This window comes from Mucilaginibacter litoreus, from assembly GCF_042676805.1.
In the GTDB taxonomy this organism is placed as follows: domain Bacteria; phylum Bacteroidota; class Bacteroidia; order Sphingobacteriales; family Sphingobacteriaceae; genus Mucilaginibacter; species Mucilaginibacter litoreus.
This window is the reverse complement of sequence record NZ_JBHTHZ010000013.1, coordinates 1-14352: the sequence shown is the minus strand read 5'-3', so window position 1 is coordinate 14352 and position 14352 is coordinate 1. Positions and strand designations below refer to the sequence as shown.

Sequence of the window (14352 nt, the reverse complement as noted above, 5' to 3'; positions counted from 1 at the left end):
CTGAATCAGTCGGGCCGCACTCGTTTAGCACCTTGTCAAGATGAGCTTGTCCAACCACTTTGAAAGGTAAAGGCCTTCGACAAGCTAAGACTGACAAGTACTATACTAAAATATCGCCTCAGCAATGCGCTTTGTTGGGCCGGGATTACCCATTGTGTAAAAATGTAATACCGGCGCACCGAAATTAACCAGCTCTTTACACTGGTTGATCATCCATTCGATCCCAATATCCTTTACGTCCTTTTCTGATTTTGCATCGTGTATGGCATCACTCAGATCCTCGGGGATATCAATATGGAAAGTTTTAGCCAAGGAGATTAACTGCTTTGATGATGTTATTGGCTTAAGTCCGGGTATAATAGGTACATTGATACCGACTGCCCTACAGCTATTTACAAATTCAAAATAGCGTTTGTTATCAAAAAACATTTGTGTAACAATAAAGCTTGCCCCCATTTCTACCTTTTGCTTTAAATACTTAAAGTCGGTTTTAAGATTAGGCGCCTCAAAATGCTTTTCGGGATAGCCTGCTACGCCGATACAAAAATTGGTTTTCATCATGTTTTCGTAATGCTCATGCAGGTAAACGCCGTTGTTCATGTTTACAACCTGTTTAAGCAAATCGGTGGCATAACAATGCCCATTTGGGGTAGGCACAAATGATGTATCGCCTTTGCGGGCATCACCCCTTAGTACCAGTACATTTTCGATACCTAAAAAGTGCAGGTCTATCAAGCCGTTTTCGGTTTCATCTTTAGTAAAGCCACCGCATAATAAATGCGGCACGGTATCCACCTTGTATTTATTCATGATGGCTGCACATATAGCAATGGTACCCGGGCGTTTACGGTACGCCAGCTTTTGCAGCAGACCGTTATCCTGTTCTTTATATATAAAATCCTCGCGCAACGAAGTAACATCAATAAATGGCGGCTTAAATTCCATCAATGGATCAATAGCATCATAAATACCCTGGATGCTGTGCCCTTTCAACGGCGGTATCAGTTCAAAAGAGAATAGTGTTTTGCCAGCCGCGTTCTCGATGTGCTCAGTAATCTTCATTTAAGTATAATTTATCTAAGCGTCATTGCGAGGAACGAAGCAATCTACACAGGCAGGTTCGCTCTGTATAGTTTGGAGATTGTTTCGTTCCTCGCAATGACGCACCTCTTTAATAATTCAAATTAGGCCCCAGCCAACGTTCTACTGTTTCTATAGACATGTTTTTACGTTTGGCGTAATCTTCCACCTGGTCTTTGCTGATTTTGTTCAGGCCGAAATAACGTGCCTGAGGGTGCGCGAAATAAAAGCCGCTTACTGATGCGGCAGGCATCATGGCCAGGCTTTCAGTCAAATGCATATGGACACTTTCTTCAGCCTTTAAAATCTCAAATAAAGTAGTCTTTTCAGTATGATCCGGGCATGCCGGATAACCCGGCGCCGGGCGAATACCTTGATATTCCTCTTTGATCAGCTCTTCATTGCTCAGGTGCTCAGCCTTGGCATATCCCCAATATTCTCTTCGTACCAGTTCATGCATTTTTTCGGCAAAGGCTTCGGCAAGGCGGTCGGCAAGTGCTTTAGCCATAATGCTGTTATAATCATCATGGTCGCGTTCAAACTCAGCTACCAGTTCGTCGCAACCCAAACCGGCGGTTACAGCAAAGCCTCCCCAATAATCGGCAATACCGCTTTCTTTAGGCGCGATGAAATCTGCCAGCGCGTAGTACGGCTCACCTTTTACCTTTTCATTTTGCTGGCGAAGGGTATGAATGCGTGTAAGTAACTGACTCCGCGTTTCATCGGTGTATACTTCTATATCATCGCCTACACTATTAGCAGGCCAGAAACCAATAACTCCATCAGCGCGGAGCAACTTTTCATCAACTATTTTTTTTAATAGCGCCTGGGCATCATCAAAAAGCTTTTTAGCTTCTACACCTACAAACTTATCTTCAAATATCTTCGGATAGCTGCCACGCAGTTCCCAGGTATGAAAGAAGGGTGTCCAGTCAATATAAGGCACTAATTCTTCCAGCGGGAATGATTCAAATACTTTGGTGCCGGTAAAAGTTGGCGCAGGCGCCACCATACCATTCAGATTGATCTGAAATTTTTGGGCACGTGCTTGTTCAATACTTACAAAACGCTTGTCGCTCTTTTTATTGGCATGCGCTTCGCGTGCTTTAGCGTACTCATCTTTGATGCCTTGTATATAGCTGTCGCGGGTATCCTTATTCATCAGGCTGCTGCATACGGTAACACTGCGCGATGCATCCAGCACATGTATAGCGGCACCCGAATAATGTGGGGCAACCTTAACCGCGGCATGTATGCGCGATGTAGTGGCACCACCCAACAACAGCGGGATAGTAAAGCCTTCGCGCTCCATTTCCTTAGCAAAGTGTACCATCTCATCAAGTGAGGGAGTAATCAATCCGCTCAGACCAATAATATCCACATTTTGCTTTTTAGCTTCTTCAATTATTTTTTGTGCGGGCACCATCACGCCGAGGTCTATCACCTCAAAGTTGTTACAGGCCAATACCACGCCTACAATGTTTTTCCCAATATCGTGCACATCGCCTTTAACGGTAGCCATCAGCACCTTACCAGCATTACTTTTAGCGCCCTCACCCGGATTTTTAGCTTTTTCGGCTTCGATAAATGGCAGCAGGTAGGCTACGGCCTTTTTCATTACACGAGCCGATTTTACTACCTGCGGTAAAAACATTTTACCGGCGCCAAACAGATCGCCCACTATGTTCATGCCGTCCATCAGCGGGCCTTCAATCACTTCCAATGGGCGGGCATATTTCTGTCGGGCCTCTTCAACATCGTCATCCAAGTATTCAACAATACCTTTTACCAGCGCGTACGACAGGCGCTCTTCAACCGGTCCTTTCCTCCACTCTTCGTCTCTTACTATAGCTTTACCTTTACTTTTAATAGTATCGGCAAACTCAACCAAACGTTCTGTTGCGTCGTCACGGCGGTTAAGCAGCACATCTTCAACCAATTCAAGCAGGTCTTTAGGAATTTGTTCGTAAACTTCCAGCATACCGGCATTAACAATACCCATATCAAGGCCTGCCTTAATGGCATGATAAAGAAATGCCGAGTGCATAGCCTCGCGTACCACGTTATTGCCGCGGAACGAGAATGATATGTTACTTACACCACCGCTAACCTTGGCCAGCGGCAGGTTTTGTTTTATCCAGCGGGTAGCTTCAATAAAATCTACCGCGTAGTTATTGTGTTCTTCCAAACCGGTTGCCACGGTAAGGATGTTGGGGTCAAATATGATGTCCTGCGGAGGGAAGCCAACCTCATCAACCAGTATACGGTAGCTGCGCTCACATATCTCTTTGCGGCGCTCCAGTGAATCGGCCTGGCCTGTTTCGTCAAAAGCCATCACCACGGTTGCAGCACCGTAGCTTAATATCTTGCGGGCATATTCTTTAAACTTCTCTTCGCCTTCTTTTAGCGAGATGGAGTTGACGATACCTTTGCCCTGTAAACATTTTAAGCCCGCCTCCAACACGGTCCATTTTGATGAATCGACCATGATGGGTAGCTTGGCAATATCGGGCTCGCTCGCAACCAAATTCAGGAATTTCACCATCACAGCCTCAGAATCTATCATTCCCTCATCCATATTAATATCGATAACCTGAGCACCACCTTCTACCTGCTGTAATGCAACAGAAAGAGCTTCCTCATAATTTTCGGCAAGGATAAGCTTGGAGAATTTTGGTGAGCCGGTGATATTGGTACGCTCACCTATATTTACAAAGTTAGTTTCGGGAGTTAAAGTTACGGCTTCCAAACCGCTCAAACGCAGGTAAGGCTGTATCTCCGGAATTTGGCGGGGTGGATACTTTGCAGCCTTTTCGGCGATACATTTGATATGATCGGGCGTGGTACCGCAACAGCCTCCTACTATATTTACCAAACCAGCTTTTATAAAATCATCTACCTGGTGGGCGGTTTCATGCGGGGTTTCGTCATAAGCGCCAAACTCGTTAGGCAGGCCGGCGTTGGGGTAGGCTGAGATAAATACACCTGCCTTTTCAGAAAGTTCCTCTAAGTGCGGACGCATCTCTTTTGCACCCAGCGCACAGTTTAAACCAACCGATAACAAATTGGCATGGCTGACAGAATTCCAGAAAGCCTCAACAGTTTGGCCAGACAAAGTACGGCCTGATGCATCGGTAATGGTACCTGAGATCATGATTGGAAGCCTGCGATCTGGCCCCCCTCTAAATCTCCTCCCAGTGGCTGGAGACTTCTTTAATTCGTTGGCATACCTATCTATCGCAAACAACGCTGCCTTTGCGTTCAGCGTATCAAAAATGGTTTCAACCAGCAGCACATCAGAGCCGCCATCAACCAGCCCGCGCACCTGCTCGTAATAAGCCTCGGCAAGGTCATCAAAAGTAACGGCGCGGTAACTCGGGTCATTAACATCGGGCGACAGCGATGCTGTGCGGTTGGTAGGGCCGATAGCACCGGCTACAAACCGTGGTTTTGATGGATCTTTTGCCGTGTATTCATCAGCCGCTTCCCGGGCCAGGCGCGCACCCTCATAGCTTAGCTCGTAGCCCAGCTCTTCCATATGGTAATCGGCCAGCGAAATGCGTTGGGTGCTGAATGTATTGGTTTCTATAATATCGGCACCGGCTTCCAGGTACTCGGCATGTATAGCTTTTATAACATCCGGCCGTGTAAGGTTCAACAGGTCATTGTTACCTTTAAGATCAGATGGATGGTTACGAAAACGCTCGCCGCGAAAATCAGCTTCTGTCAGCTCGTACCGTTGTATCATGGTACCCATTGCCCCATCAATAACCAGGATGCGTTTTTGTAGTTCTTTTCTAATATCCATTTGTATCAGTTGGCAGTTGCCGGTTACCAGTGGGCAGTTAAACAAGCGGGTACAGCAAATACTGCAAACTGCTTACTCAAAACTGCAAACTGTATGTAGCTTACTCGAAAAGTCGGGGTGTAATGGGTTGACTTTCACTTATCTGTCCCGTTCATTTAATAGAGCCGGGTAGAATGTAGCACCTTGTTAAGTAACAGGTTGCTAAGACATCGCAGGGTCTAATCCCTCCGTCTTTCTCCATAAGCGGTACAAAGATGAATAATAATGTTGTAAAACGCAAATAGTAGCATAAGCGCTACAAAAAAAAGCCTTGCAGGTATTAACCCACAAGGACTATCTTTAACTCTAATTTTGTCAACCTGTTTCAGGACGACTGCTTTGCTTATTCCCCTTTGTTGTCGTGATACAGTTCTTTCTTTTCAATGCGATAGGAAAGCACCAGGCCGAGGCCGCCAAAAATCGCTATCAAGCCAAAGTAAATAGCCTCGTTCTCATCCTGTGTACTGGCAAAAGTAGTGCGATCTAAAACATAAGCTAAAAACAGGCCTAAGCCCGAACCTATTAATAGCAACCCCCATTTAAGATTTTGCCATGGAGCTGGCTGTGGTTTATAAGCCCGGGGGTCCATGCCTCGTTCTATCATTGCCATGCGCTCCCGGTTTCTCATATAAAAAATTCCAAATATTAGGGCAAATAAGCCCAGAGAGATTAAAATCGGTATTAATATTTTTCCGTCCATGATATTTATTTTTTTTTGTTGATGTCACCACCATGGTGTATTTGCAGGCTATGACCACATCGTTTTTTAAGAGGTTACACTCATTGATAAATATTTTTAAAAGTACGATAACACCTTTCTGTATAAACTTACCTATACATATGATTTTTAAACCGTATATCTAAAATCGTAATTTAGTATGTAACCTAATATTGAATGTTGTAGTCAGAGAGGTTGTATATGCAAAGCAGGCTTTCGGATATTGAGTTGATAGAACAAACACTTGGCGGCAACCAGTCGGCCTATGCCGATCTGGTAAGGCGCCATCAGCGCTTTGTTTTCACACTGGCTATGCGCTTTGCAAAAAGCAGGGAAGATGCTGAAGAAATTGCGCAGGATTGCTTTGTGAAGGCTTATCGTTCGTTATCTTCCTTTCAGCAACAATCTAAGTTCAGTACCTGGCTATATACAATTGTATATACAACCGCTATGACTTTTTTAAGGAAAAAACGTGTTAATACTTCATCAATTGATGACGATGAAACCTATATCCAAATAGAGAATAAGCCCGGCGGTTTTGATGAACATAACGTAGAAAACAAATCGCGCAGCTTTTACCTTAATCAGGCCATTGAGCAGTTACTGCCTGATGATGCGACCATTATAACCATGTTTTACAAAGGCGAGCAGTCGCTTGAAGAAATAGCAGGAGTGTTAGGTATAGAGGCTAATACCGTTAAAGTAAAACTATTCAGGGCGCGACAGCGTTTAAAGGAAAAGCTGGAGCGTAATTTAAAACACGAAGTTAACGAACTGATATGAACAGCATTGAAGAAAGACTTTGGAATTACATTGATGGAACTTGTACCGATCAAGAACGGCAGGCCATCGCCCGGCTTATAGAGCGTGACGAAGCATATCGTAATAAGTATAACGAACTGCTGCTGTTTAATGAAAGCCTTAACAATATAGAGCTTGATGAACCGTCCATGGCCTTTACTTATAATGTAATGGAGAGCGTACGGATTGAAAATGCCAGCCAACCGCTGAAGGCCGCTATCAATAAAAAAATAATATGGTCAATAGCTGTATTTTTTATAGCTACGGTTGCAGGGTTACTGGTGTACACATTTAGTACAGTAAACTGGTCAGCAGGTACTGATGTTGATATTCCGGTAAAACTGAATGTACCCCGTATAAGCAGCTACCTAACAGGGCCGGTAATCAAAGGTTTTTTGTTTTTTGATATTGTAATGGGCTTGTTTTTATTAGACAGCTATCTGCGTCGTGTCAAACTGACAAAGCAGCAATAAGTGTCACTTTTTGTGTATAAAAATCTTAACACATAAACCTACACCGCCAGTTGTATATAGCTTTTAATTAAATAAATCGGCTTGAAAGTGTAGATATGACACATTTAGAGCAGATCAATATATTTTGGTACAGTCTTTGTAACATCTTTTGCAACCGGTAAACTTACCGGTTAATTGTGATAAGGTTTAGGTTGAAAGTCCTCCGGAGCAAGTCTGGAGGGCTTTTATTATTTTATAGCTATTGATTATTGCTTTGCAACCCATTTCACTAAAAATTCATCTTGCAATTGCTACATTAGTGGTAAATTTGAATGATGAGAAAAACTAAATTTTACTTGCTTGCCGTGCTCTTTGCATGTGTAAGCCTAAATATTTATGCCCAGCAGGAACCCCGCATCCCTGAGGCCAGCTCCACACAAACCATTATACAGGATTTTGGACTGGGTAAAATAACCATAACTTATTCAAGGCCAAATGTAAAAGGGCGTAAAATATTCGGTGGTATCAATCCTTACGGGCAAGTATGGCGTACAGGTGCAAATGCTGCTACTACCATTACCTTTAGCGAAGAAGTAATTATTGAAGGTAATAAAGTGCCTGCCGGTACCTATGCACTTTTTAGCATCCCCGAAAAAAATGAGTGGACTATCATTTTAAACAAAACTGCTAAACAATGGGGGGCTTATGATTATAAGCAGGCTGATGATCTGCTTCGCTTTAAAGTGAAGTCATTAACTGTAAAAGAGAAGCGCGAAACGTTTACCATGCAGTTTGCTAATTCAACAACAAAAACTACCGATTTATATATTGTTTGGGACCATACTGCCGTACCTATTCATATGCAAACCAATGATGATGCACAAATAACTGCTAACATTGAAAAGCTGATGCAAGGTGAAATAAAAAAGCGTCCTTATTTTAATGCTATACAATATTATTACGAGAATGACAAAGACCTTAAAAAGGCCATGCAATGGGCTTTAGAGGCAGAGAAGCTTGAACCTAATGCACCATGGTTTAAACTATGGAAATCGCGCATACAGCTTAAGATGGGCGATAAGGCAGCAGCAATAGCAACAGCCCAACAGGGGATTAAACTCGCTAAGGACAGTAACGACGAAGAATATGTAAGGCTTAATGAAGCGGTTATACAGCAAGCCAAAGATTAATTAATTAATACCAATAAAAAGGCCTTAAGCTGCTTAGCTTAAGGCCTTTTTATTGGTATTATATCTGTAGGTAAGTTTGTATAAGTTTGTGGCTGTACAAAAACAAATTTAATATGCGGGAAGGCGGTCTTTATGGCAAGGCGTACACGCTCTATAGCTGCGGTTATGTCTTCTGTATCAATATCAGGGTCAAAATCTATGATCAGCATTAGCATTACATCATCAGGCGCCTGGTAAGTTGACAGCACATTTACCACACGTATAACCGCCCTATCCTGCTCGGCAAGTGTTCGTATTTTTTGTTGAGTTTCCGGAGCAATACCTTCACCCATAAGCAGGCTCCTGCTTTCTCTGGCCAAAATGGCTGATACAAATACCAGTAATAAACCTACCAGTACTGATGCCACTCCGTCCATATATTCCAGATGGTAACTGTGCCCTATCAGCATAAATACAAATACAATCAGCAGGCCCAGCACGGCAGCACCATCTTCAAACAAAACCAAAAAACTGCTTGGGTCTTTACTTTTAACAATTGCTTGCCACCAGCTTAAACCGTTGCGAACCTGGTTGAATTCTTTCGCCGCGATAACAAACGAGGCGCCCTCAAATATCATGGATAAGCCCAATACAACATAGTTCCACACAGGGTTTTCAACCGGTTCAGGCCTGATGATGTGCTGGATGCCCTGATAAATGGAAAGCCCTCCACCCAGGCCAAATATCAGTATAGATACAATGAACGACCAAAAGTAAAGCTCCTTACCATAACCAAAGGGATGGGTAATATCCGCAGGTTTCTTACTGTGGTTTAGCCCGTACAGCAGCAGCACCTGGTCAACTGTATCTACCAGGGAGTGTATACCTTCAGATATCATTGAAGAGCTGTTGGTGAAACCGCCGGCAATAAATTTAGTAACTGCGATCAGCAGGTTTGCTATTAATGCACTATATATAGATGTTCTGTTCTTGGCCATTTATAACATTTATATGTAGTAAATGCTAAACAGGCAGATGTGTTTGCTTCAAAGCAGCTTTTTAGCTTTCGCTTATGTATAATTTATCCTTGCTTATAATGAAATTCAACAGCCATGCAAAAATCACAACGCCTATGCACCCAATAGCATTTAACCATAAATAGGCAACAGCTTCGTAATACCCCATTAGGCATATAATGGCTTCTGTAATTACTGCGGCAACAAATACTGCTGTCGCGCTCACTTTTTTAAAGTAAAAGGCAACTATAAAAACACCCAATATGGTGCCATAAATATAGGATCCCAAAAGGTTTACCGCCTCCAGCAAATTGCCTATTTTGTTTGCATACAAAGCCATACCTATGCAAACTATACCCCAGAAAACAGTGGCCAGCCGCGTAGCGTTTACATATTGCCGGTCAGTTGCTCCTTTATAGAAAATACGTTTATAAACATCAACCACTGTTGTTGATGCAAGCGCGCTGATACCGCTTGCGGTTGAACCCATAGAAGCCAGAAAAATTATAGCTATTAATAAACCGATGAGGCCTTTGGGTAGATAATGTGTTACAAAAGTTAAAAACACATAATTGGTGTCATTTACATTTTGGTTGCCGCTTCGTTGTTTAATAATGTCAATAGCTTTATCCCGAATGTTATTCATTTGAATTTCGGCATCCTTCAACGCTGCTTTTGCAACGGTAATTGCTGGCTTGTTATTACTGCTTAACACTGTATTTAGCTGTTCAGCAAGATCCCTTTTATTTTCAAACGCATTTTGGTAATCTGTTTCCAGCTTATTAAACTCTGCGGCATAAGGGCTTCTTTTTACCTGTTCAACTTCGTAATTGTTAAAAAACACCGGCGGGCGGTTAAACTGGTAAAATGTAAATGTTAATACGCCTATCAGCAAGATGAGGAACTGCATGGGTATTTTGATAAGGCCGTTCATGATAAGGCCCAGCCTGCTTTGTGCAACCGAACTCCCGGTTAAGTAACGGCCTACCTGGCTCTGATCGGTACCAAAGTAAGATAGCTGCAGAAAAAAGCCTCCAATTACACCGCTCCAGATATTATAGCGGTTATCGGGATCAAACTTCCAGTCGATAATATTCATACGGCCCATATTACCTGCAATTTTTATGGCTTTTATAAACCCTGTGTTATCAGGCAAAAGCCATACAACACAACAAGCCGCCATAAACATTCCGGTAAAAATTACGCTCATTTGCAGCAGTTGAGTGTAAGATACTGCTTTTGCACCACCGTAAACTGTATAAAAAAGAACTAAGCCGCCTATAAAAAGAGTGGTATAGGTAGTATTAATATGTAATATTCCTGATAAGATAATTGCTGGTGCATAAATAGTGATCGCCGTTGAAAGGCCTCGTTGAATCAAGAACAGCGTTGCTGTAAGCACACGGGTTTTCAGATCAAAACGTTGCTCCAGAAACTCATATGCTGTATAAACTTTTAGTTTATGAAATATGGGGACAAAAGTGATGCACAGCACAATCATGGCCAGGGGCAGGCCAAAATAAAACTGAACAAAGCGCATACCATCACTATAGGCCTGACCAGGCGCTGATAAAAAGGTAATAGCGCTTGCCTGAGTAGCCATTACCGAAAGGCCAATATGGTACCATGGCAGCGAACGGTCGCCGGCTATATATTGATCTATGTTTTTACTTCTACCGCTTTTCCAAATGCCATAGGTTACAATTGATAAAAGTGTAACTGCAAGAACTATCCAATCGGTAAGGCTCATTCAAAATAAATTGTAATGAGCCAAAATAACAAAATTAAAAAAACCAGCCATACGATAACTATACCGTAAAACTGGTTCCAGGTTTTTATGTAAGATGGAAGGCCGCTGTTATCAGACCTCTTCACGTCCCTTTACCAGGAATTTGATAAATACCGCGGCAGTTAATAAACCAAAAACACCACCAACAGGTATCCATATAAAGCCTCTATCAACAATTGCGCCTACAAATAAACCGCAAACCAAGGCTACCAGGTAGTATATGTAATCGTAGCTTTTTTCTTCTTCGTGATGATGATGTGACATAGTATGTTATGTTAATACGATGCAAATTTAAATTAATAAACCATTGATGCCAATTGTATTATCAGTTTTTGGGTTTACTCAGTAAATTAATAAATAAACGATAGGCGCCTGGCACACCGGCAGGCAACTGCCTGAAGAAAGCAAGCGATGTATATACAAACCTGCCTTTACCATAATCTGTTACCAGCAGCGAGCCTTTGTTAGGGTTCATACCTGTATCGTTCATTTGCAGCGGCGTGCTGTAGTGGTTGTCTATATTATCTGCAAAATACAAACCCCGCTCCTGAATCCAGTCGGCAAAGTCGGCAGGTGTTATTTTATTCGGATAGTTCAATACCGGATTTTGCGCGTCAGTAAATGTTACTTTTGCATCTTCCTCTGTTACACGCTGGTTAACAATTGTAAACGGATATGGGCCGATATTATGCGTTACAAGGCCTGCATTATTGTTGTATTGAACAACCAGGTTTCCTCCATTTTTCACAAATTCCAGTAGTTTGGGTTGTTCGTACACAAGCCGGTCATTAACATTATAAGCACGCACTCCTACTATAATAGCATCATAACCGGATAAGTCGGTATTTAGAATCTCATTCTCAGTAAGCTGATGTACATCGTAGCCCACCTCGCGTAACGACTCTGGTATCAGATCTCCGGCGCCGGCAATATAGCCAATCCGTTTGCCGGCAGTTTTAAGGTTGATATTAACCAATTTGGCTTCGGCAGGCGGAAAGATAGTTATTGCAGGTATATGGTTATAACGAATATCCAGCAAACCTTGTGTAAAGGTTTTGCCATTGGCATTAATCTTTGCCTGTAGAACTGATGTTTGGGTTTTATTATCGGTTGGTGATACATTAAATGTTACCATCCACTCGTTTCCTTTGGTTTTATTACTAAAATCAATCTTTTCCGGAATAATCTTCCAGCCAATTACAGGCTTCAGGCTTATGCTGCCACTGGCATTAGTAAAGCTTTTTAATTTTATTTGTATGGTTTGCGGCTGTGGGGAGCTAAATACATATACCTTTTCGGCAATGTTGGCAGTAACCGGCGGTGTTATTTCTAAGGGCTGGTAAATTTCGCCGCGGGCCGGGTCAACATACTTGTAAACAAGTTTGCGGTAATAACTGATATTTTTACCATCAATGCTAAAAGTGACAATTGCCTTTGCAGCATCCGGGTTCTCGGGGTTGCCTACTTTAAGGTCATCATTTATTGTATAACTACCAATATTATGTGCCGACTCAAGCCAATAAGGTTGTGTAATTTTCCCCGCCTGCATATTATAAGAAACCGTCTTTAAAATATCCTTAGATAGTATAGTATCTTCAGATGTAATAAAAGTGTCATTCAGATCGACGCCAAATAGTTTAACAGCAGAAGAACCACGGTTAATCATCTGTATCCGCACAGTCATCGTATCACCTAATGCATAGGTTGGTTCTGCTACATACGCCTCAAACCATAAGCCGGCGCATTGTGCAATAAGTTCTTTCAGATCATTAGTTTTTTGCTTGTGCCAGTATTCATAATCGGCAGCTGCCTTTTCAGTAAGCCTTACCGTTTGCATGGCCTTGTCGGTACCTATGGTTTGATCAACCTTATCTAACAAATTAACCAGGGCTTTAACAGAAAGTTGCGGGCTATCTGCATTAAAACTTTTAGTAATGGCATCTACCTGTGCACCTATAGCCGCGCCGCCGGGTATGCGGCTCCAATCAGTAGCAATGCCTTCCATCAAATCTTTTTTTGGCGCATCGCCCAAAATAGTTTTGAAATATTCAAAGGCCTCTCCGCGCTGTCGTGCAGAGCCAAAGCCCTGTGTTTTATGGTTGCTGCGGCTCTCGGCAGCTATTTCACCGTAGCTTTTACCTAATAACGGGTTATAACCGCCAACATTAATTTTAAATTGGTCGGGCGATGTAGTATTAATGCTGCCAAAACTAAAGGTATTCCACAGCAGGCGTTTGGCCTGCCACACCTTTACATATTTTAACTGCTCGGGGTAGCGTTTAGGGTCTGCCGCTGCGCTAAAGGCTTCCTGCGCTAATATGGCAGATGCGGTATGATTTCCATGTCCGCCCTCGCCTGTAGTGGGAAATCGGCATATCATTACATCAGGCCTGAAGTTACGTATCACCCAAACCATATCACTCAACACTTTTTCTTTGTCCCAAAATTTCAGGGTTTCCTCCGGATTTTTTGAAAAACCAAAATCATTGGCACGGCTAAAAAACTGTTCTGCGCCATCAACCCGGCGTGCAGCTAAAAGTTCCTGGGTGCGTATTAGCCCCAGTAATTCCCCTTGCTCGGTACCTATCAAATTCTGACCGCCATCTCCGCGCGTTAGCGAAAGGTAGCCGGTACGATAATGTTTTTCCTGGGCAAGATAGCCAAGCAACCTGGTGTTCTCATCATCGGGATGAGCGGCTATGTATAACACGCTGCCAAGCACGTTAAGTTTTTTTAAATTTTGTTTGATAGTGCCAATATCTGCCGGAGGAGATGTTTGAGCAATTAACGAAAAGCTTGTAACGGTAAGAATAAGGGCTGCCAGTAAACGCTTCATGGCAACAAATATATCTGAAAGATAGCACGATTAATATAAGAGGATTGTCAATTATGGGCGAAAGTTGATTTTCTTATAAAGCAAATGACCGGCTAAAAATTGCGTATTAACACGTATTTTTTATCAGGAATATGCTGAGTACTTTTGAATGCCCCCTAAACCTCATCACAATGTTTATTATCGCCATAGTTTGTGTTGTCGTCTACTTTATTCCTACCCTATTAGGAAGAAATAAAAAGTGTGCTAACAGTATTCTTTTGCTCAATATTTTTTTCGGTTGGACAATCATTGGCTGGTTTGCTGCTTTAATATGGGCAAGGTATGGCGAGGCCTCTTCAAAAGTCTCTTTTAGTGAAGATGGAGTTCAATTAAATGTTGACTCTGCTTTAAGTAAGCTACAAAAGCTTGACCGCCTGATTGCGATGCATAAGCACGGTGTACTTAATGATGAAGAGTTGGAATTAGAGAAAAGAAAAATATTATAGAACAAGTTAAATATAGTTAATATCAGTAATGTAGTGAACAGCGTTTAGTCGCTGTTTAAAGAGGCCGTCTCATAAGTCATTATGAGGCGGCCTCTTTTTGTTTGGATTGGGTTAGTTAACAGTAAGGCTGGACCGTGTCAGCTTGCTTTATTCTTTTCG

General features: G+C 42.4%; 11 protein-coding genes and 1 riboswitch. Of the genes, 4 read left to right on the top strand and 7 right to left on the bottom strand.

All coding sequences use genetic code 11. The features are described from left to right. Positions 1-105: 105 nt before the first annotated feature. The 3 genes from metF to ACFQZX_RS13525 all read right to left on the bottom strand — a co-directional run bounded on the left by metF (position 106) and on the right by ACFQZX_RS13525 (position 5627). Positions 106-1062: a methylenetetrahydrofolate reductase [NAD(P)H] gene (gene metF / locus ACFQZX_RS13535; protein ID WP_377116199.1), complete on the bottom strand. Its 957-nt coding sequence runs from the start codon at positions 1060-1062 to the stop codon at positions 106-108. 109 nt (positions 1063-1171) lie between these two features. Beyond that, the gene (metH, locus tag ACFQZX_RS13530; protein WP_377116197.1) at positions 1172-4888 is read right to left on the bottom strand and encodes a methionine synthase; all 3717 of its coding nucleotides are present in this window, start codon (positions 4886-4888) and stop codon (positions 1172-1174) included. Positions 4889-5023: 135 nt separating this feature from the next. Beyond that, positions 5024-5134, bottom strand: a riboswitch (SAM riboswitch). 136 nt (positions 5135-5270) lie between these two features. After that, entirely contained in the window at positions 5271-5627 is a 357-nt protein-coding gene (locus ACFQZX_RS13525; RefSeq protein WP_377116195.1) for a DUF6249 domain-containing protein, read from the bottom strand. A gap of 219 nt (positions 5628-5846) precedes the next feature. On the opposite strand from ACFQZX_RS13525, the gene ACFQZX_RS13520 reads away from it, so the two are divergent. The 3 genes from ACFQZX_RS13520 (at position 5847) to ACFQZX_RS13510 (ending at position 8088) form a co-directional block, all read left to right on the top strand. Continuing rightward, positions 5847-6428: an RNA polymerase sigma factor gene (locus ACFQZX_RS13520; RefSeq protein WP_377116193.1), complete on the top strand. Its 582-nt coding sequence runs from the start codon at positions 5847-5849 to the stop codon at positions 6426-6428. Further along, positions 6425-6919 carry a hypothetical protein gene (locus ACFQZX_RS13515; RefSeq protein WP_377116191.1) on the top strand — a complete coding sequence of 165 codons (495 nt, stop codon included), beginning with the start codon at positions 6425-6427 and terminating at the stop codon, positions 6917-6919. The genes ACFQZX_RS13520 and ACFQZX_RS13515 overlap by 4 nt, the downstream gene beginning before the upstream one ends. A gap of 311 nt (positions 6920-7230) precedes the next feature. Next, complete coding sequence (locus ACFQZX_RS13510) at positions 7231-8088, top strand: DUF2911 domain-containing protein (protein WP_377116189.1); 858 nt, start codon at positions 7231-7233, stop codon at positions 8086-8088. A gap of 38 nt (positions 8089-8126) precedes the next feature. Here the strand turns inward: ACFQZX_RS13510 and ACFQZX_RS13505 are convergent, their stop codons facing one another. The 4 genes from ACFQZX_RS13505 to ACFQZX_RS13490 form a co-directional block, all read right to left on the bottom strand. Beyond that, positions 8127-9065 carry a cation diffusion facilitator family transporter gene (locus ACFQZX_RS13505; RefSeq protein ID WP_377116187.1) on the bottom strand — a complete coding sequence of 313 codons (939 nt, stop codon included), beginning with the start codon at positions 9063-9065 and terminating at the stop codon, positions 8127-8129. Positions 9066-9126: 61 nt separating this feature from the next. Further along, on the bottom strand, positions 9127-10833 hold the full coding sequence (locus ACFQZX_RS13500; protein ID WP_377116185.1) for a sodium:solute symporter: 1707 nt from the start codon (positions 10831-10833) through the stop codon (positions 9127-9129). A gap of 111 nt (positions 10834-10944) precedes the next feature. Beyond that, a complete protein-coding gene (locus tag ACFQZX_RS13495; RefSeq protein ID WP_377116183.1) occupies positions 10945-11136 on the bottom strand; it encodes a hypothetical protein in 192 nt (63 codons plus the stop codon). A gap of 61 nt (positions 11137-11197) precedes the next feature. After that, positions 11198-13708: a PIG-L family deacetylase gene (locus ACFQZX_RS13490; RefSeq protein ID WP_377116181.1), complete on the bottom strand. Its 2511-nt coding sequence runs from the start codon at positions 13706-13708 to the stop codon at positions 11198-11200. Between the two features lie 170 nt (positions 13709-13878). On the opposite strand from ACFQZX_RS13490, the gene ACFQZX_RS13485 reads away from it, so the two are divergent. After that, complete coding sequence (locus ACFQZX_RS13485; RefSeq protein WP_377116180.1) at positions 13879-14193, top strand: superinfection immunity protein; 315 nt, start codon at positions 13879-13881, stop codon at positions 14191-14193. Positions 14194-14352: the final 159 nt, after the last annotated feature.